The sequence below is a fragment of the Aeromonas sp. FDAARGOS 1411 genome (genome assembly GCF_019047125.1).
GTDB lineage: Bacteria > Pseudomonadota > Gammaproteobacteria > Enterobacterales > Aeromonadaceae > Aeromonas > Aeromonas veronii.
Genome location: NZ_CP077214.1, coordinates 2,865,895 through 2,884,292 on the forward strand (window position 1 = coordinate 2,865,895; position 18,398 = coordinate 2,884,292).

17 protein-coding genes are annotated in these 18,398 nt (G+C 58.8%); 7 read left to right on the top strand and 10 right to left on the bottom strand.

Annotated features, from left to right (window positions below; genetic code table 11):
• Positions 1-145: 145 nt before the first annotated feature.
• Complete coding sequence (gene dgt / locus I6L41_RS12755; protein ID WP_201999967.1) at positions 146-1,510, bottom strand: dGTPase; 1,365 nt, start codon at positions 1,508-1,510, stop codon at positions 146-148.
• 51 nt (positions 1,511-1,561) lie between these two features.
• Positions 1,562-3,874, bottom strand: coding sequence for an aerobic respiration two-component sensor histidine kinase ArcB (arcB, locus tag I6L41_RS12760; RefSeq protein WP_005339096.1), 2,313 nt, complete (start codon positions 3,872-3,874; stop codon positions 1,562-1,564).
• 206 nt (positions 3,875-4,080) lie between these two features.
• On the opposite strand from arcB, the gene I6L41_RS12765 reads away from it, so the two are divergent.
• Entirely contained in the window at positions 4,081-5,076 is a 996-nt protein-coding gene (locus tag I6L41_RS12765) for a DUF2860 family protein (protein ID WP_103250454.1), read from the top strand.
• Between the two features lie 67 nt (positions 5,077-5,143).
• Here I6L41_RS12765 and I6L41_RS12770 read toward each other — a convergent pair whose 3' ends face one another.
• From I6L41_RS12770 to I6L41_RS12785, 4 genes are all read right to left on the bottom strand, one after another.
• The gene (locus I6L41_RS12770; RefSeq protein ID WP_005339098.1) at positions 5,144-5,842 is read right to left on the bottom strand and encodes a DUF3334 family protein; all 699 of its coding nucleotides are present in this window, start codon (positions 5,840-5,842) and stop codon (positions 5,144-5,146) included.
• An 89-nt stretch (positions 5,843-5,931) separates the two neighbouring features.
• The gene (locus tag I6L41_RS12775) at positions 5,932-6,378 is read right to left on the bottom strand and encodes an HIT domain-containing protein (RefSeq protein ID WP_216959273.1); all 447 of its coding nucleotides are present in this window, start codon (positions 6,376-6,378) and stop codon (positions 5,932-5,934) included.
• Positions 6,379-6,451: 73 nt separating this feature from the next.
• On the bottom strand, positions 6,452-7,093 hold the full coding sequence (locus tag I6L41_RS12780) for a DUF2057 domain-containing protein (RefSeq protein WP_216959274.1): 642 nt from the start codon (positions 7,091-7,093) through the stop codon (positions 6,452-6,454).
• 71 nt (positions 7,094-7,164) lie between these two features.
• Complete coding sequence (locus tag I6L41_RS12785; protein ID WP_216963956.1) at positions 7,165-8,064, bottom strand: LysR family transcriptional regulator; 900 nt, start codon at positions 8,062-8,064, stop codon at positions 7,165-7,167.
• 97 nt (positions 8,065-8,161) lie between these two features.
• Between I6L41_RS12785 and I6L41_RS12790 the strand changes: the two genes are divergently transcribed.
• Positions 8,162-8,764 (top strand): short chain dehydrogenase, encoded by a 603-nt coding sequence (locus tag I6L41_RS12790; protein ID WP_216959277.1) that lies wholly within the window; start codon positions 8,162-8,164, stop codon positions 8,762-8,764.
• A 127-nt stretch (positions 8,765-8,891) separates the two neighbouring features.
• On the opposite strand, the gene I6L41_RS12795 is transcribed toward I6L41_RS12790, so the two are convergent.
• From I6L41_RS12795 to dapA, 3 genes are all read right to left on the bottom strand, one after another.
• Positions 8,892-9,995 (bottom strand): phosphoribosylaminoimidazolesuccinocarboxamide synthase, encoded by a 1,104-nt coding sequence (locus tag I6L41_RS12795; RefSeq protein ID WP_040065098.1) that lies wholly within the window; start codon positions 9,993-9,995, stop codon positions 8,892-8,894.
• Positions 9,996-10,162: 167 nt separating this feature from the next.
• The gene (bamC, locus tag I6L41_RS12800; protein WP_042080542.1) at positions 10,163-11,290 is read right to left on the bottom strand and encodes an outer membrane protein assembly factor BamC; all 1,128 of its coding nucleotides are present in this window, start codon (positions 11,288-11,290) and stop codon (positions 10,163-10,165) included.
• Positions 11,283-12,170 (bottom strand): 4-hydroxy-tetrahydrodipicolinate synthase, encoded by an 888-nt coding sequence (gene dapA / locus I6L41_RS12805; RefSeq protein WP_005339106.1) that lies wholly within the window; start codon positions 12,168-12,170, stop codon positions 11,283-11,285. Before dapA ends, bamC begins: the two co-directional genes overlap by 8 nt.
• A gap of 205 nt (positions 12,171-12,375) precedes the next feature.
• Between dapA and I6L41_RS12810 the strand changes: the two genes are divergently transcribed.
• From I6L41_RS12810 to I6L41_RS12820, 3 genes are all read left to right on the top strand, one after another.
• On the top strand, positions 12,376-12,909 hold the full coding sequence (locus tag I6L41_RS12810) for a glycine cleavage system protein R (protein ID WP_064337273.1): 534 nt from the start codon (positions 12,376-12,378) through the stop codon (positions 12,907-12,909).
• A 24-nt stretch (positions 12,910-12,933) separates the two neighbouring features.
• Positions 12,934-13,398: a thioredoxin-dependent thiol peroxidase gene (gene bcp, locus I6L41_RS12815; RefSeq protein ID WP_216959280.1), complete on the top strand. Its 465-nt coding sequence runs from the start codon at positions 12,934-12,936 to the stop codon at positions 13,396-13,398.
• 163 nt (positions 13,399-13,561) lie between these two features.
• Positions 13,562-14,062, top strand: coding sequence for a YfbU family protein (locus tag I6L41_RS12820; protein WP_216959284.1), 501 nt, complete (start codon positions 13,562-13,564; stop codon positions 14,060-14,062).
• A 58-nt stretch (positions 14,063-14,120) separates the two neighbouring features.
• On the opposite strand, the gene yfbV is transcribed toward I6L41_RS12820, so the two are convergent.
• On the bottom strand, positions 14,121-14,561 hold the full coding sequence (gene yfbV / locus I6L41_RS12825; RefSeq protein ID WP_005339116.1) for a terminus macrodomain insulation protein YfbV: 441 nt from the start codon (positions 14,559-14,561) through the stop codon (positions 14,121-14,123).
• A 304-nt stretch (positions 14,562-14,865) separates the two neighbouring features.
• On the opposite strand from yfbV, the gene I6L41_RS12830 reads away from it, so the two are divergent.
• Both I6L41_RS12830 and pta read left to right on the top strand, forming a co-directional pair.
• A complete protein-coding gene (locus tag I6L41_RS12830; protein ID WP_216959287.1) occupies positions 14,866-16,068 on the top strand; it encodes an acetate kinase in 1,203 nt (400 codons plus the stop codon).
• A 54-nt stretch (positions 16,069-16,122) separates the two neighbouring features.
• The gene (pta, locus tag I6L41_RS12835; protein ID WP_005339119.1) at positions 16,123-18,303 is read left to right on the top strand and encodes a phosphate acetyltransferase; all 2,181 of its coding nucleotides are present in this window, start codon (positions 16,123-16,125) and stop codon (positions 18,301-18,303) included.
• Positions 18,304-18,398 lie beyond the last annotated feature (95 nt).

Genomic DNA, 18,398 nt, shown 5'->3' on the forward strand with positions numbered 1-18,398 from the left:
ATGTTGCATTTTCGTCTCCTTACCGGATAAAAGTTGAACAGGTTGCAGAAGTCTAAAAAATATCCGAATTTAAAACAAGCCTCTTGCGACTCCTTTTTAAACGTTTTTACGGCATTTTATGCTGCCCGACAGGGAGCTTGGGGCATCAGATCCCCGAGAGTAGCCGGTACTCTTCCAGTACATAGGTATCCGTCATGCCGCTGACATAATCGAGCAGCAACCGCACCCGGTAATACCACTCCTGCTCGTTCTGGCAGGCAAAACGCGGATCCGGGGTGGCGATCGCCAATCGATAGGCCTTGAGATGGCGGGCCGAGAGGCGGTGATAGAGGCGGCGCGCAAAGAACAGCGCCTGGCTCCCCTCCCCGGCCAGCAGGCGGGCAAACTGTGGCGCTGGCAGTGCCAATAGACAGGCATAACTGGTCAGCACCCCGCGCAGCGCCGCATACCCTTCCAGTTCGAGAGCCTCGACTTCGGGGCGCATAAAGACCTGCTCGCGGGCCACCCGTTTGAGGATATCGAGCACCCGCGCCGCCGGCGCCTGACCGTGCAGCAGCGCTTGCGGATAGGATCCCTGCAAAATGGCCTGATGTTCGCTGACATAGCTCTGCGCCGCCAACACCACCAGATCCCGGGTCAGTTGCTGGCGAAAATGGGGGAAAAAGCCCCGACCACTGGCAAGCGCGTCATCCAGCAAGGTGCCCATGTAGTCACTCTGGTCAGCAGCTCGCAGCGCCGCCAGCAGTTCACCCTGAGTCAGGATCCTCCGATCTACCGCATCTTCCAGATCGGCGATGCAGTAGGAGATGTCATCGGCCGCCTCCATGATGTAGACCAGCGGATGACGGCAACCGAGGGCCAATCCCAGACTCTGGCCGAGGGCACGGTAGAGCGGCTGCTCGCTAAAGAAGATGCCCCGTTTGCTGCTCCAGCCATGATGCTGACCATAGCTCACCCCGGGTTGCGGCTGCTGCGGGTATTTGCAGAGCGCTGCCAGTTGTCCAAGTGTCAGGTTGAGCTCGTGCAGGCTGTGCACCAGCCGCAGACTCTGGGCGTTGCCATCAAACAGTTGCAGGTCCTGACGCAATTCCGCCCACTGGGCCGAGGGGGGCTGCGCCAGCGCCTGCTGATAGAGGGGATCGAGCATCTCGCCGAGCCACTGGCTCATCACCTGCTCGCCAAAGTGGCCAAACGGCGGGTTGCCCACGTCATGAAGCAGGCAGGACATCTCCACCAGATTGATAAAAGCCCCTTCACAGACCATCCCAGCAGGCAAGGCGGCCAGAATGCGGCGGCTGATCTGGCGACCGGTCTCCTGCACCTCCAGCGAGTGGGTGAGGCGACTACGCACCGAGGCCTTCACATCGAGCGGAAAGACCTGGGTCTTCTGCTGCAACCTGCGCACCGGTGCTGCCTGCACGATACGGGCGCGATCCTGCTCGGTCGCCTCCAGCAGCTCCTCATCCCCCCAAGAGTGGATGCGCGCGGGGGTAATCAAACGGCTATACATCACGCGGCTCCTTGCCAGCAACTTCCATCAGACTCAAGACAACCTCCAGCCTCAAGACAGCAACCAGCGCCGCAGACGGGCGATGTCGCCCGGATATTCCCGGCGCAGCGTCTCAATCCAGTCTTCCACGTTTTCCCACCAGGCGGGATGATCCGGGCTCTGGATCAGCTGGGCCGTCTGCTGCAGACGGCGCAGGCCGATGGAGCCTGCCGCCCCTTTTATCTTGTGTGCCTCTTCCACCACCCCAGCTTGATCCTTGGCAATCATGTTGGAGTCGAGCACTGCCATGTAGTCCGGCATCATCTTCTCGAACAGATCAACGCTGGAGAGCAGCACCGGCTTGCCCACGGTATCGGCGTAATCGGTGAGGAAAGGGATATCCAGCAGGGCATCCTGATTGCCCGCATCAGCCTGCTCGTCCGCTTCATCCTCGGCCAGATCGGCAAACAGGTGGCCAATCACCTCCCGCACCGCTTTGGAGCCAAGCGGCTTGTTAATCACATCCTGCATGCCGTGATCCCGGTAGTACTGGCGATCACCGGTGGAGTTGGCGGTGAGTGCCACCATGGGTGGCAGGCTGTCGCCATAACGCTCCAGCAGGGTTTTCGCCACATCGAAGCCGGTCATGTCCGGCAGCTGGATATCGAGCAAAATGAGGTCGAAATCATCCGGGTTGGCCATCGCCAACGCCTGGGTGCCGTCCCGTGCCACCTGCACCTGATGACCCAACTTGCCCAGCAGGGCGCAGGCCACCGTCACGTTGAGCTCCACATCCTCCACCAGCAGGATATCGAGGGAGGGCATCTCCTCCTCCTGCTCTGGCAACACAGGCTCGGCGCAAGCCACTTCCAGCTCGGCGGTGAAGCAGGAACCTTCGCCCGGATCGCTATCCACATAGAGCTGCCCGCCCATCGCCTGAACCAGCTGACGGGAGACCGCGAGGCCAATGCCGGTGCCGGTGGCGTGCTTCTTGCCCTGCACCTGATAGTACATGGCGAAGATCTTCTCCTGCTGGGCGCGCGGGATACCGATACCGGTATCCTCCACCTCGAAGTGCAGGGCCAGCTTGCCCGGCTCGTCGGCGGGATGGGAGAGGCAACGCACGGTGACGCCCCCCTCATCGGTAAACTTGACCGCGTTGCCCACCAGATTCCACAGTACCTGACGCAGGCGGGTACCGTCAGCCATCACAAATTGCGGCATGTCGCCATCGCGATCGAAATGGAGATAGAGCCCCTTCTGCTCCGCCTGAATGCGCGACAGGGTCTCCAGCTCGTCGAGGAAGGCGGGCAGGTCGATACGGGTCGGCGCAATTTCGAGGCGACGGCGATCGAGTTTGTCCAAGTCTATGATGTCGTTGAAGATATTGCCAAGGGTCACCGCACTCAGGTGAATGGTCTTAAGCTGCTGGTGTTGCTTGGGATCGAGGGGAGTATCCATCAGCATCCGGCTTAAGCCCACGATGCCATTGAGCGGGGTGCGCAACTCGTGGCTGATGGTGGAGATAAAGGTAGTCTTGTCGCGACTCGCCTTCTCAAGCTTGTCCTGATACTGCTTGCGCTCGGTGATGTCGCGGCCAAAACCAAGCAGGCCGAGTCGCTTGCCGAAGCGGTCGAAGAAGGGCACCTTGCGCAGCTCGAAGTAAGCTTTGCGGCCATCGGGATACTCCAGCCACTGCTCGTAGGTGAGCGGCTCGTTGCTGGCAAAAACCTGCTTGTCGGTCTCCACCACCTTGTTGGCGATCTCCTGCTTGTAGACATCGAACGGGGTCAGACCGATCAGCTCGGCCTCCACCTTGCCGGTCAGCTCCTCCATGGCGCGGTTGCAACCGGAGAACTGCTCATCCTCGTTGCGGTAGTAGACCAGATCGGGGGAGCAGTCGATAAAGGAGCGCAGCAAGGCAGTACGCTCCCCCAGATGAAGCTGGGCTTTCTCTCGCTGGAACACCTCATTCTCGAGATCCTCGATGGCCTGCAGACGCAGGCTCTCGGCCCGGTTGGTCTCGGCGATCTGGGCGTTGAGGCGGCTAATGTTCTCCTGCAACTGGGTATTGAGCTCCAGATCCCGCTCGCGCATATCTTGCAGCTTGCGCACCATCCGGCTCAGTCGCTGACGGGAATCCTCCAGCTGATCCACCACGATGGAGAGAAAATAGACCGCCCAGGGAGTCACCAGCAGGCCAAAGAAGACCGAGCGAACGAAGTCGATCACATCGATATTGCCGCGCAGGAACAGGGTCACCCCCATCTGGATGGCGACCGCCAGCACGATAATGCCCGCCGCCAGGAACATGCTGAAGCGCACCAGTCCCAGCTTGGTCATCAGATCGACATAATATTGCGCCCAGGATTTAATCTGTTTCATCTTATTGTTTTCCCCCGATATTCGCGGTACAGAATACCAGCACAACCGAGTGAACTCTTCTTAATCTCGCACAATTAATTAACGATTCGCCGAATGAAATGAGTGGGTTAGGATAATTGGCAATATTGAGTCAGTTGCCATTAAGGTTTTTTCTTTATACTCACCGGCCGAAAAAATTCACCACCATTTAATTTAGGAGTTATCCGATGCGCAATACCACCTTGCTGGGCCTGGGCCTGCTGGTCGCAAATAGTGCTTATGCTGATTTGGGTGAAATTCCCAAGGAGTCTGGCTGGTCCGGTTTCCTGCTTGGCGGGGTCAGTGTCATCAATTACGAATCGAATTTTTATAGTGGTGATGATGAAAACCGCCGCCTGAGCGGACTGGGCAGTGCCGAGAGCAGCTCCGCCGTTGCCCCGCTGCTCAACGCCGATATCCGCTACACCTTTGCCGATACCCGCACCCAGGTCTTCCTCGGTAACCTGATCCAGGATGCCATCCGTTTCGACTTCACCCAGCAGCTCGGTATCCGTCAGGAGATGAGCGACAAGGGCATCGTAGCTGGCTCCGTGGTCTTTAATGCCATGCCGACCGAGCAGTGGAGCGATCCCTTCGCCGTAGGCGTTGATCGCCAGTCGACCGATATAAAGTCAAAAGGGGTGCGCTTCGCCTGGGACAGCATCTGGGGTAGCAACTTCAATGGCAGCCTGACCACCCGCAACATCGAGGTGGATGAGGAGCGCAGCGGCAGCCAGTATGGCGCCGATACTGCAGCCAAACTGGATCGCAACGGCAAGATCCACGCCCTCGACCTCTCCTACAAATGGCAGCTGGCACCCGGTCAGATGCTGGAGCCAGCCTTTATCTACCGCCAAGCCGATCTGGATGGCAGCGCCCAAAGCTACAAGAGCAACGGCCTGCAGTTGACCTACGGCATGCGCGCTTCCCAGTGGTCTTTCGTCAGCAACGCCTATCTGGGTCAGACCAAATATGATGAGGCCAACCCAATCCCTGACTTTGGTAACAAAAAAGCCGACTCCGACGAGTTTGCCCTGACCGGCACCTTCTTCTGGCACCGCCTGTTCGGTATTGCGCCGCTCTCCGCAACCTTTACCGCTGGCTATGCCAAGTCCGATTCCGACATCAACTTCTACGATTCTGAATCCGTGATGTTCAACACCGGTCTGCTCTACAACTTCTAATAACGGTTGTGCGCACCGATACAACAAGGCCACCCGAAGGTGGCCTTGTTGCTATCCGGCATTTGCCTCAAATACCCAGAGAGTCGAGCAGATCGTCGTGATCGTTGGCGACCGGGGCCGCAGCCTGAGCTGGCTTGGCGGCATCCTGCTTGGCCTGGGCGATCAGTGCATCGGGATCCAGCTCCTCGTGCTCCATCCCCTCATTGTGGATGCGGATGAACTCGGTTTTGTCCATCGCCAGCTCCAGATAGAAGATGTTGTTGCGGGCGGTGAAGAAGGTGACGCGGCGGGACTCCGGGCTGTCGAGATTGGTATCGACGCTCAGCATCACCTGCTTGTTTAGCGCCAGCATCTTCGGTTGGTTCTGGGTGATGTGGGTCTGCAGATCCCGGCCCACCTTGACGGTAAAGCTGCCGACGATCTGGTTCATCAGCTCACCCATCACGTTGCTCACCTCGTCAGAGGTGTGGGAGATGGCGAGATCCTCTTTGGAGAGTCCCATGCTGAGCATGTAACTCTCGTACAGCTCCATGGCGGCAGCGGCGGAGAAGTTGATCACCACCAGACCGGAAAAACCGCCATCGAACAGCACGAAGCAGCCGATATCCGGCTTGAGGCAGGTCTTGCTGATCCGCTGCACCATGCCGGAAAACCGCACCTGACTCATGGTCGCGGCACTCAAAACGTCCGTCACCGAGTTGCACAGGCTGAGCAGCACATCCTCTGTGGTCAATACGGCATCGTCATCGGATCTTGTCACTATCATGGGACCTTCCTGAACATCGAAAATGGGCTTATCTATACCATAACTCTAACAGATGGCGCGGCCCGGAGACTGAAATAGCGACACGCCTCTCAGTTGACTCCGTTATCAGCAGCCACAGGGATGAAACCACTCAGCTTGGCGAGCCGGGCACGCCATATATCGGCCTGCAGGGCCAAAACTTGTGGCTCATAAGGCACGACCGGATGAGCGCCCCATATGGGGCCGGGCCAGGCGCGATCCGTCGCAAAGCGGGCGACATGGTGAAGATGGAGTTGCGGCACCAGATTGCCGAGCGCGCCGATGTTGATCTTATCCGGGCTGAGGGCCTGTTCCATCAGGTTGGCGACAGCGCAGGACTCCTGAATCAGCTGTTGCTGCTGCTCCGGCGCCAGATGGTGAATTTCCCGCAGGTTGGCTACTCGCGGTACCAGGATCAGCCAGGGATACTGGCTGTCTTTGGACAGCAAGACACGGCAGAGGGGCAGATCCCCGAGCCACCGGGTATCTGCCTGCAGGCGTGAATGCAATTCAAACATGAAAACCTCGTTGAGTACGATGAACAGAGCGCCTGAAAAAGGAGTGTCCACGTTACTGCAACGGGCGACAAACTTAAAGCTGCGGCACGGCCCAACCGATAAAGCGCTTGCGCAGGGCCGGGTCTGCCTTGAGGAACAGCTGCTGCAACTGCCCTTCCAGCTCGCTGGCAACCACAACGGGTTTCGCCCCGCTGGCGATCGTGGCAGTTGGCTGTGCGGATATTGCTCCCGCCGTCAGCGCTGCCTTGCCGCCTCTGCGGTTGTATTCAGCCAGTTTGCCGTTCCAATCCACCCCGAGCAGCATGCCGCTGGTCACCAGCGCATCCTGCTGGATGGCAAGCGCGCGGCCATTCTCCTGCAACGTCACCACAGGAGCCTTGGCATACGCCTGCATCCCCCGCTCGTCTCCCGGTACGCTGGCCGTCAGCTGCAAATGCTGATTGCTGCCCTGATAGCGCACCACCTGCGGCTCGGAGCGTACCTGCCGATCATTCTCGCTGCTGCTGCGGCTGGGGATCACCCCCTCGAAACGCACCAGCAGTTGCTGTTCGCCATCCGCCAGGGTGGCATGCTGCTCATCCTGCAAGGTGCCGTTGCTCACCGCGAGGATGCGGAAATTCTCCGGCACCTTCACTTCCACCATGGCCTGCACACTGCCAGCCCCCAACACTGCACAGAGCAGCACAAACCCGGTCAACCCTCTATTGTTCTTCATTCCCGCTGATCTTCCTGATGCCGATGGTGGGCGCAGGGTAGCAGCCGAAGATGACAGAAAAATAACGCCGCTCAGAACAGGTAGTGGGACCGCTCGGCAAACCACTGGGCCAGCACCTGCTTGAACAGCCGGATCTTGCGCGGCACCCGTCGCTGCTGGGCATGCAACACATGAAGCTGATGCAACCCGCTCTGCCACTCGTCGAGCACGGTCACCAGCTCTCCTGCCGTCAGCTGCGATTCCACCAGCATCAGCGGGCACTTGGCATAGCCCATACCGGCGCGCGCCAATTGCAGCACGGTGCTGTAGTGGTTGGCTCGCACCTTGCCCTGCACCAGAATGTGGGCATCTTCCCCCTCACGGATAAAGTGCCACTGCTCCCAAGCCGGATTGTGCCCCTGCAACAGGCAGCTGCGCCCGCTCAGCTCATAGGGAGTGGCGGGACGCCCCTCGCGCGCCACCAGTGCGGGGCTCGCCACCACCACATCCTTGAGCCGCCCCAGCGGCAGGGCCACCAGATTGTCCGGCACCTCGCTCATGGCGCGCAGGGCGATATCGTTCTCCCCCTGACTCATGTCGACCATCTGGTTGGTGAAATTGAGTTCCACCTCCACTCCCGGGCAGAGCGCGGCAAAGCTGGCCAGCAGCTCGCTCACCATGCGATCGCCGGTGCTGACCGGGCAGGTAAAGCGCAGCCGTCCGCCATCCTCTTCGGTCAGCGCCTGAATATCCTGCTCCGCTTGCCGCGCCAGCGCGAAGATCTCCCCCGCCTGCTGGTAGAGGGTCTTGCCCGCCTCGGTCAGACTGAGGCGGCGGGTGGTGCGCTGCAACAGTTGTGCATTGAGGGAGGACTCCAACGCGCTGACGTGGCGGCTCAGCATCCCCTTGCTGACCCCCAGCGTATCGGCAGCAGCCGAGAAACTGCCGCGCAGCACCACCTCGTAAAAGCTGGCCAGATGGGCGATATCCATCATTAGCTCCAATATGGAAACAATGGGTTTATTTTACGCGCTTTTTCGCATTTTCTGTTGCGCTAGAATCGATACATCCCAACCAGGAGTGATGCAGATGAAAATTGTGATTGTGGGTGCCTCCGGCACCATCGGCTCCGCGGTCAGTGAACTGCTTGCCAAAGATCATCAGGTGATCCGGGTCGGCCACAGCCGTGGCGATGCCACGGTCGACATGCGCGATCCCGCCTCCATCAAGGCGCTGTTTGCCAAGCTGGGGCAGTTCGATGCGCTGGTCGTCGCCAGCGGCAGTGTGGCCTTCAACGGCCTGACCGAGATGACCGACGAGCAGTGGCAGGTGGGGCTTCAGAGCAAGCTGATGGGCCAGATCAACCTGACCCGTGCCGCTATCCCCCACCTGAGCGACAAAGGTTCCATCACCCTGATCAGCGGCATCCTGAGCGAGGAGCCGATCAACTGGGGCGTGAGCGCCAGCACCGTCAACGCCGCCATCGATCACTTTGTGAAAGCGGCCGCCTGCGAGCTGCCCCGCGGCCTTCGCATCAACGTGGTGAGCCCTACCGTGCTGGTGGAGTCGATGGACAAATACGCCGACTTCTTCCCGGGGTTCGTGCCGGTGCCCGCCGCCAAGGTGGCGCAGGCTTACAAGAAGTCGGTGTTGGGCATCCAGACCGGTCAGGTGTTCAGAGTAAACGGTTGAGCGCAGCTCGCTTGCCGCCAGACCAGCAATAAAAACGGGCCCCGCAATGGGGCCCGTCTGTTTATTTGCTTCTATCTTCCGCCACCAGCAAACGTTTGTTTCTAGGCAACAAAAAAGAGAGCAACCCTTAGTCGATCAGACCGTACTGATCGCGCAGCACCTCGATGATCTCCTGCTTGGGATTGGCAGAACGCGCCAGCTTGTGGCCGATAATCTTTTCGGCGATCCCGACGTAGGTGTTGGAGATATCCATCATCACTTCGGTCGGCAGCTTGTTGTCGCGGGCCAGGGCGAAACGTTCCGGCATGCGGTTCTTGTTGAGCAGGATGTCCGGATCCGGGAAGTGGTTGAGCAGCCACTGACGGAAACCCTCTTTGGACTTCTCGACAATCTGGCCGTCGCGCAGGGCCGCGCCATCCCAGATACGGGAGCTGTCGGGGGTGCCCACTTCATCCATGTAGATCAGCTTTTCGTTGCCAGCGGCATCGTGGACATAGCCAAACTCGAACTTGGTATCGACGAAGATCTGATCCAGCCCGGCCAGCGCGTCGCTAATGACGTTGAAGCCCTCTTTGAGCAGCACTTCGTAGCGGTCGATGTCGGCCGGCTTGCTGAAGTTGAAGCCCTTATAATGGCGCTCGATATCGGCACGGGAGACGTTGACGTCATCGGCTTCCGGCACGCCATCCAGCCCTTTCAGCACGCCCTTGGTGGAAGGGGTGATGAGGATTTCCGGCAGCTTCTGATCCTTTTTAAGCCCTTCCGGCAGGGTGATGCCGCAGAACTCGCGCTCGCCATCCTTGTAGGCACGCCACATGGAGCCGGTGATGTATTGGCGGGCTATCGCCTCGATCATCACCGGACGGGCTTTTTGCACGATCCAGACGAAGGGGTGCGGAATATCCAGAATGTGGCTGTCGGCCAGTCCCTTCTCCTTGAACAGCTTGAACCAGTGGCTGGAGATGGCGTTGAGCGCCGCCCCTTTGCCCGGCACGCCGTTCAGGCCATCCACACCTTGCCAGATGCAATCAAAGGCCGAGATGCGATCGCTGATCACCATGAGGGCGAGGGGCGCATCGGCCGGCACATCATAGCCTTTCTCTTTTATGAGCCGGGCACTGTCTTCGGGGGTCAACCAGTAGACGCTGCGCACTTTGCCGGAATGGACAGGTTTATCGGTACGGATCGGCAAATCGTCATTCACCGCCAATACTTGATCTGCAAGACTCATGGCTAATAACACTTCCTGTTTGTGGGGGGTAAACATCGCGAGTTCCTCACCTGCGCGCTCTGTTTGCAAGCATGCTGGCAAGGGGCTCGCATCATCGAAAACCGCTCGGAATCCCCGCGTTTTCAGGGGGATTTTGATAACAAAACAGGGGCACAAGGCCCCTGTATTTATTCTGCTTTTGCTGCTGCCTGATCGGCCAGCCCCTTGGCGAACGCCTCGGACAGGCTGATATACATCTGGGAGATAACCCCGGACGATACCGGCTTCTTGTCCTTGTCGAACAGGGTGATGGAGGTCTTGCCTCCCGCCATTTCGCCAAGCTGGAAGCGGTATTTCTCCTCCTCCAGTTTGAACGGCTCGCTCCCTTTCGCCTTCCAGAACTCGGCGCCCGGCTCTTCGTATTCAACGTCGATCCAGCCCAGTGACTGCTGGGTATCCTTGATGGTGAAACCGTAAGCGGGCAGTACCTGGTTGAGGCGACGCCACACCTGATCAAAGGAGCCTTCGGCAATCCAGGCGCTCAGTTCGTTGTTGTCCAGACCCAGTTGCAGACCCATGCCATCGTTGGACTTGTGCTGCTCGCGGGCTTTCAGCTGGCTGTCGTAATAGAGAGAGAACTGGTTCAGCACTCGCGCGGCATAGCGCTGAGCATCGGCAGGGGTCAGCTTGTTGCTGGTCTCGCCGTCGATAGTCTCTTCGTGATCCAGCACCCGGACCGACATGTTGACGGCGTGGCGCTGGGCGTCGTTGCGCACGGTGAACTGGTAACGCTGACGGATTTTGAAGTCTTCGTCATCTTCACCCCAGCCATCGAGAGCGACCGTGTTGTCAAACCAGCCGGTCTGCAATACGCCATCCTGCTGATCCAGCTTCTCGGTGGTGACTTTGTACTTGGCCAGGAAGTTCATCAGGAACGACCAGGTATCGCGCTCCACGCTCTGGCTGGTGCTCAGGGCATAGAAGGCAACGGTCGGTTCGGTTGCGGTCTGCACCACCTGACTGCCCGGTACCACGGTCAGCAGCTGGGCGGGTGGGCGCACATCAACCTGGGCGCCGAGGGCACCTTCACGGCTGCTCTCAGGAAGCGGCGGAATATCGTACTGGCTGTTGAAGGTGGGGGCACTCAATCCTGCGGGGATCAAGAACGCGCGGCCCTCGAGGCGGGCATCTTCATAACCGAAGTCGCGGTTGGCCATTTTGCGATCCTGGGGGGTGCTGCAACCGGCCAAGACGGCCACAGTCGCAACGCTCAGCACCAGACGGGCTCTATTTCCCTTTCCATTAGATTTAAACACTCGCCATCAACTCCGCTGTGGTCAGTGCTCGCGCCATCAGCTGTTCGCCCTCGGGAGTGAGGTCAACCAACGGCAGGCGCAAGGTGGCTGTTGCAATCAACCCCAGTTGGGCACAGGCCCATTTCACCGGGGTGGGGCTCGGTTCGCAGAACAGAGTCTTGTGCAACGGCATCAAGAGATTGTTGATGTCATGCGCCTGTCCGGCATCACCGGCCAGCGCAGCACGACACATGTCGGCCATCTGGGCCGCTGCAATGTTGGTGGTGACCGAAATCACGCCATCGCCACCTTGCAGCATAAAATCACAACCAGTGGCATCGTCGCCACTGTAGAGAGCAAACTCCGGCCCGCACAGCTCGCGCAGCCGCGGGGTGCGGCTCAAATCGCCGGTTGCCTCTTTCAAACCGATAATGCCGGGAACCTTGGCCAGACGGGCCACGGTCTCCGGTTTGAGATCGCAACAGGTGCGACCGGGCACATTATAAAGAATTTGGGGCAGACCACTAGCCTCGGCGATCGCACAATAGTGGCGATAGAGACCTTCCTGAGTGGGCTTGTTGTAGTAAGGAGTCACCGAGAGGCCCGCCACCACGCCGGTTTTGGCCAGTCGCTTTGCCAATTCAATGGCATGGGCGGTATTGTTGGAGCCGCAACCGGCGATGACGGGAATGCGTCCGGCGGCATACTCAACGGTCTTTTCAACGACGGCGATATGCTCCTGCTCGCTCAGGGTCACCGATTCCCCTGTGGTACCCACCGCAACAATGGCGCTGGTCCCGGCGCTGACATGATAGTCGACCAGCTTGGCCAGACTGGCCCAATCGACTTCACCTGAAGCCAGCATGGGGGTAACGAGCGCAACAATACTACCGCGTAACATGGACTTTTCTCCCGATTTTCAGGGGCGTAATGGTAAAGCTGACCCCTTTGAAAAACAAGGGAGAGAGGGGGCAAGCCGTGATACCATCCGGAACAAAAAGTAATGGACGAAAGTCGGCAGCGTCCCTCAGGGAGTGGTCATCAGGGCCGGAGGGTTGGCTTGCCAGCGCGGCTTTCGCAACGAAATAACGGACGAGAGAAGATTTATGACTCACTACCTGGTCGTAACGGCCATCGGCACGGACAGGCCTGGCATCGTCAATGAAGTGACCCGCCACGTCAGTGGCTGTGGTTGCAACATTGTGGACAGCCGCCTTGGCATCTTCGGCAATGAATTTACCTTTATCATGCTGCTCTCGGGCGACTGGAACAGCATGATGCAACTCGAAATCAGCCTGCCCCTGCGTAGTCAGGAGTGGGATCTCATCACCATGATGAAACGCACCGAGCGCCACCAGTCCCTGCAGTATGACATCCGCGCTAGTGCCGACCTGTTGATCCGCGACGAGCCCGGCATCGTAAGCCAGTGCACCCAGTTCTTCAGCGAACATGGCTGGAACATTCAGGCGATGCAATCCATGACCCTGGAGCAACAGCCGTTCAACCTGCTGAAGATCAGTTTTCAGCTCAATCTGGCCAGAGAGGGTGAAGTGGAAGGTTCGCAAACCGCCTTCGCCGAATTCTGTCGTCAACTGGGTGCCGAATCGTTCGAGTTTATCGTCAATCGCAAACACGCCTGAGGGCGTTTTACCCGAGGAGACCCCATGCAACCACCACAAGCTGGCAGCCCCGCCCCCGATTTCTCCCTGCCCGACCAGAATGGCAATCAGGTCAGCCTCGCTGGCCTGCGCGGCAAGAAGGTGCTGGTCTATTTCTACCCCAAGGCGATGACTCCCGGCTGCACCACCCAGGCCTGCAGCCTGCGCGATGTGAACGCCGAGCTGGCCGCCCTCAATGTGGTGGTGCTTGGCATCAGTCCGGATCCGGCCAAACGTCTGAAAAAGTTCGAAGAGCGGGACCAGCTCAACTTCACCCTGCTGGCCGATGAAGACCACGCCGTCGCCGATGCCTTTGGCGTCTGGGGCCCGAAGAAGTTCATGGGCAAGGAGTATGACGGCATTCACCGTCAGAGCTTCCTGATCGATGAAGAGGGCAAGATTGCCCACCACTTCGACAAGTTCAAAACCAGCGATCACCATCAGGTGGTACTGGATTTCCTCAAGGGATAATCCTCCCCTGCGTCATTGAAAGGCCTGCCATGCAGGCCTTTTTCGTCTGCTCAGCCGCCCCTTGCCAGCGGATTTTTCTCACCAACTCCCCCGCCCAGATCAAAAAATTCATTTTATATATGGGTTAACGTGACCCCAGAATCATCTTCCAGCGAGATATCCCATGAACATGAGCAACACTGAGCGTTTGATCCTGAGCAACCAGTACGAAATTCTGGCGAAACTCAATCCGGAGAAAGCGGACGTCTACCAACGCGCCAGCACCATCATCGAGCGCGGCTACTGCCTGCAGATCCTCGAGCTGGAGAAGAGCTTCGGCCATCTGGATCTGGCGACTTGCCAGGAGGTAATCGACACCCTGGAGCTGCACCACGCACTGGCCATCTCATGGGGCAATTTGGATGTAGCCGATCAGGGCGAGATCAACGCCAGTCGGCTGGAGTTCAACGGCTACAGCCGCAGCCAGGAGCGTGAGCTGGCCGACTACGTCTGCTTCCTGCTGGAGGTGGACAAGCGCTTCCCCGAGCTCAAGTGCCCGTGCGACGAGCTCTCCAGCGACATCGCCATGCGTGACAAGTACCAGCGGATGCTGCAGGTGTGGCGTCAGTGCCCCCGTCAGTACAAGCTCTCCATCCAGGAGATCCGCAAAGTGCTGGCTGCCTGATGGCAGGGCACCAGACAACAAAAAGGCGCCACTGGCGCCTTTTTGCATCTGAAACGGGTTATTCGTAGAGAAAGGATTTATCGAGCTGCTGGAAGGCGGCCTTGAGGGTATCGGCCAGCTCTTCATAGCGCGGCTGAGACACCAGCTGACGACGGCCACCCTGCTCATTCATCTTGCCGTTGATCTCCCGATACCAGCTCGCCAGCGACGGGGGTAAACGGGTGTCGGCACGCTGGCCGAGCCAGTAGTAACCTTGCAGCGGCAAACTGAGCAGAAACAGCACCGAGGTGATGACGGAAGGCCAGTAGTGCAGCTCGCCAAACTGGAACTGCAGCATCACGCTCAACACCGCCAGCGCGGGGATCACCTTGAGGGCGAACTCGGTCGCCTTGATCACCCGATTTTCAGGAAACATCGAATTGAGCTCGGGACGGCGCGGCCAAAGCGTCATATAATGGCGGCCTTGCTGTAACTTAGTTCCAAAAATGTTCATGCTCATACTACCTCCGAGCGCTTTTTGAACGTACTAACGGCAAAACCTCGACAAAATTTGATGCAAAGTAACAAAGGTTGAGGATGACTTTGTTATTTTTCAACAATCGGGTTATCCTTTGTACGCCCATTTTTGCGTCAAAAGCTTCTTGCTATTGACCTGTCAGGGACGTCTGGATTTCGGGTCTTGTATCACTATACAAGGGGCAAGCAACAGATTGCCAACCCTCATAAGGATAAGTTGAAAGTTTTTGGCCGCACCGCGTCCAACGCATCCGCCTACACAACCCAATCTGCGATAGGATTTATTCATGAGTAAGCTGGTTCTTGTTCTTAACTGTGGCAGCTCTTCCCTGAAGTTTGCCGTCATTGACGCAACCACCGGTGATGACCTGCTGTCCGGCCTGGCCGAGTGCTTCAACCTCGACGACGCCCGCATCAAGTGGAAACTGAATGGCGAGAAAGGCAGTGCCGATCTGGGCGCGGGTGCCGCTCACCAGGAAGCGCTGGACTTCATCGTCAACAAGATCCTGCCGCTCAATCCGGAACTGTCCAAGAACCTGATCGCCATCGGTCACCGTGTTGTTCACGGCGGCGAGCGCTTCACCTCTTCCGTTGTCATCTGCGAAGACGTGATTGCTGGCATTGAAGCCGCTGTTCCGTACGCACCGCTGCACAACCCGGCTCACCTGATCGGTATCCGTGAAGCTCGCCGCGTATTCCCGGCGCTGGCTGACAAGAACGTGGCCGTATTCGATACCGCGTTCCACCAGACCATGCCGGAAGAAGCCTTCCTGTACGCCCTGCCGTACAAACTCTACAAAGAGAACGGCATCCGTCGCTACGGCGCTCACGGCACCAGCCACTACTACATCAGCCTGGAAGCTGCCAAGCAGCTGAACAAGCCGGTTGAAGAGCTGAACATCATCAACTGCCACCTGGGCAACGGCGGTTCCGTCTGCGCCATCAAGAACGGCAAATCCGTTGATACCTCCATGGGCCTGACTCCGCTGGAAGGTCTGGTGATGGGTACCCGTTCCGGCGATCTGGACCCGGCCATCATCTTCTTCCTGCACGACAAGCTGGGCATGAGCGTGGCCGATATCAACACCATGCTGACCAAAGAGTCCGGCCTGCTGGGTCTGACCGAAGTAACCTCCGACTGCCGTTTTGTTGAAGACAACTACGACAGCAAAGAAGAAGCCAAGCGTGCTATGGACGTTTACTGCTATCGCCTGGCCAAGTACATCGGCGCCTACGCTGCCGCCATGGACGGTCGTCTGGACGCCGTTGTTTTCACCGGTGGTATCGGTGAAAACTCTGCCCCGATCCGTGAAATCACCCTGAACAAGCTGGGTCTGCTGGGCTTTGACGTTGATCACGACGCCAACCTGAAGGCTCGTTTTGGCAAGGGTGGCGAGATCACCAAGGCTGGTTCTACCAAGGCCCTGGTTATCCCGACCAACGAAGAGTGGGTTATCGCCCACGACGCGCTGGAACTGGTCGGCGCTTAATTGACGCAGTAACTCGAGGCCGCCCACAGGGCGGCCTTTTCCTGATCCCAAAAAATGAACAAGGGGTATAAAGTGGCACGCACTATTATGCTTATCCCGGTCGGCACTGGTGTCGGCGTAACTTCCGTGAGTCTGGGCGTTGTTCGCGCCATGGAACGTCACGGTGTCAATGTCAGCTTCTTCAAACCGGTTGCCCAGCCGCGTCCGGGTGAAACCGGTGCCGAGCGCTCAACCGCCGTTATCCGCGCTGCTGCCAACATCAACCCGCCCGAGCCGTTCACCCTCTCCTACGCCGAGAACATGATCAGCTCCAGCAACACCGACATCCTGCTGGAAGAGATCGTTGCCCGCTTCGAAGAGCACGTGAAATCCAGTGGTGCCGAAGTGCTGGTTGTCGAAGGTATGGTGCCGACCGACAAGCAGCCCTTTGCCAACAAGCTGAACTACGACGTCGCTAAAGCTCTGGATGCCGACATGGTATTCGTGACCCATCCGGGCCATGACTCCAGCCAGAAGCTGAAAGAGCGCATCGAACTGGCTTGCTCCAACTTCGGTGGTGTCAACAACCCCCGTATCGTTGGCTGCGTGATCAACAAGGTTGGCGCGCCGGTTGACGAGCATGGCGTAACCCGCCCTGACCTGACCGAGATGTTCGAAGCCCATCACCACGCTTCCGACGCGGCTCACAACCTGGAAGTGCTGCAAGTGTTTGGCAAGAGCCCGCTGCGCATCCTGGGTTGCATCCCCTGGAACACCCAGCTGATCGCCCCGCGCGCCAAGGATCTCGCCAAGCATCTGGCCGCCAAGATCCTGCACAAGGGTGAGCTGGACAGCCGCCGTTTGCAGACCGTGACCTTCTGCGCCCGCTCCATCCACAACATGGTCGAGCACTTCCGTCCGGGCAGCCTGCTGGTGACCTCCGGCGACCGCTCTGACGTCATCGTCTCTGCCTGCCTCTCCGCCATGAACGGCGTCAAGCTGGGCGCCCTGCTGCTGACCGGTAACTATCATCCGGAGCCGCAGGTAATGGCGCTGTGCCAACAGGCCATGGCCACCGGCCTGCCGATCATGATGACCGGTACCAACACCTGGCAGACCGCCGTCAGCCTGCAGAACTTCAACGTCGACATTCCGGAAGATGACCGCGAGCGTATCGAGCTGGTACAGGACTACGTCGCTGGCCACATCGACAAGCACTGGATCGAGTCACTGACTGTCAGCTCTACCCGTTCCCGTCGCCTGAGCCCGCCGGCGTTCCGTTATCAGCTGACCGAGCTGGCCCGTCAGGCCAACAAGCGTGTCGTGCTGCCGGAAGGCGACGAGCCGCGCACCATCAAGGCTGCCGCCATCTGTGCCGAGCGTGGCATAGCCCGTCCGGTGCTGCTGGGTAACCCGGAAGAGATCCGTCGCGTTGCCGAGCAGCAGGGTGTAGTTCTGACCGATCGCGTCGAGATCATCGATCCGGCCGTTGTGCGCGAGCGCTATGTGCCGCGTCTGGTCGAGCTGCGCAAGAACAAGGGCATGACCGAAGTGGTTGCCCGCGAGCAGCTGGAAGACAACGTGGTACTGGGTACCATGATGCTGGAACGCAACGAAGTTGACGGCCTGGTATCCGGCGCGGTGCACACCACTGCCAACACCATCCGTCCGCCGATGCAGATCATCAAGACCGCTCCGGGCTCTTCCCTGATCTCCTCCATCTTCTTCATGCTGCTGCCTGACCAGGTGCTGGTCTACGGTGACTGCGCGATCAACCCGGATCCGACTGCCGAGCAGCTGGCCGAGATCGCCATCCAGTCCGCTGACTCCGCTGCCGCTTTCGGCATCGAGCCGCGCGTCGCCATGATCTCCTACTCCACCGGTACCTCTGGCGCCGGTGCCGATGTAGAGAAAGTGCGTGAAGCGACCGAGCTGGCCAAGGCCAAGCGCCCCGACCTCATCATCGACGGCCCCCTGCAGTACGACGCGGCCATCATGGAGAACGTGGCCAAGTCCAAGGCACCGAACTCACCGGTTGCCGGTAAAGCCACCGTGTTCGTGTTCCCGGATCTGAACACAGGTAACACCACCTACAAGGCGGTGCAGCGTTCCGCTGACCTGGTCTCCATCGGCCCGATGCTGCAAGGCATGCGCAAGCCGGTCAACGACCTCTCCCGTGGTGCCCTGGTTGACGACATCGTCTACACCATCGCCCTGACCGGTATCCAGGCTGCCCAGGCTGACGAACAAGCTTAATCAGCTCTAGCCTGAAAAAACCGATCACAAAGGCTGCTCACCCCAGGTGAGCAGCCTTTTTTCTTAGTTCTCTTTTGAAGACCAGTGAAACATGC

Excerpts from the sequence above, each read along its gene's own strand:
- dgt (WP_201999967.1), bottom strand. The coding sequence starts at position 1,510 with ATGTATAGCCGTTTGATTACCCCCGCGCGCATCCACTCTTGGGGGGAT.
- arcB (WP_005339096.1), bottom strand. The coding sequence starts at position 3,874 with ATGAAACAGATTAAATCCTGGGCGCAATATTATGTCGATCTGATGACC.
- I6L41_RS12765 (WP_103250454.1), top strand. The coding sequence starts at position 4,081 with ATGCGCAATACCACCTTGCTGGGCCTGGGCCTGCTGGTCGCAAATAGT.
- I6L41_RS12770 (WP_005339098.1), bottom strand. The coding sequence starts at position 5,842 with ATGATAGTGACAAGATCCGATGACGATGCCGTATTGACCACAGAGGAT.
- I6L41_RS12775 (WP_216959273.1), bottom strand. The coding sequence starts at position 6,378 with ATGTTTGAATTGCATTCACGCCTGCAGGCAGATACCCGGTGGCTCGGG.
- I6L41_RS12780 (WP_216959274.1), bottom strand. The coding sequence starts at position 7,093 with ATGAAGAACAATAGAGGGTTGACCGGGTTTGTGCTGCTCTGTGCAGTG.
- I6L41_RS12785 (WP_216963956.1), bottom strand. The coding sequence starts at position 8,064 with ATGGATATCGCCCATCTGGCCAGCTTTTACGAGGTGGTGCTGCGCGGC.
- I6L41_RS12790 (WP_216959277.1), top strand. The coding sequence starts at position 8,162 with ATGAAAATTGTGATTGTGGGTGCCTCCGGCACCATCGGCTCCGCGGTC.
- I6L41_RS12795 (WP_040065098.1), bottom strand. The coding sequence starts at position 9,995 with ATGAGTCTTGCAGATCAAGTATTGGCGGTGAATGACGATTTGCCGATC.
- dapA (WP_005339106.1), bottom strand. The coding sequence starts at position 12,170 with ATGTTACGCGGTAGTATTGTTGCGCTCGTTACCCCCATGCTGGCTTCA.
- I6L41_RS12810 (WP_064337273.1), top strand. The coding sequence starts at position 12,376 with ATGACTCACTACCTGGTCGTAACGGCCATCGGCACGGACAGGCCTGGC.
- bcp (WP_216959280.1), top strand. The coding sequence starts at position 12,934 with ATGCAACCACCACAAGCTGGCAGCCCCGCCCCCGATTTCTCCCTGCCC.
- I6L41_RS12820 (WP_216959284.1), top strand. The coding sequence starts at position 13,562 with ATGAACATGAGCAACACTGAGCGTTTGATCCTGAGCAACCAGTACGAA.
- yfbV (WP_005339116.1), bottom strand. The coding sequence starts at position 14,561 with ATGAGCATGAACATTTTTGGAACTAAGTTACAGCAAGGCCGCCATTAT.
- I6L41_RS12830 (WP_216959287.1), top strand. The coding sequence starts at position 14,866 with ATGAGTAAGCTGGTTCTTGTTCTTAACTGTGGCAGCTCTTCCCTGAAG.
- pta (WP_005339119.1), top strand. The coding sequence starts at position 16,123 with ATGAACAAGGGGTATAAAGTGGCACGCACTATTATGCTTATCCCGGTC.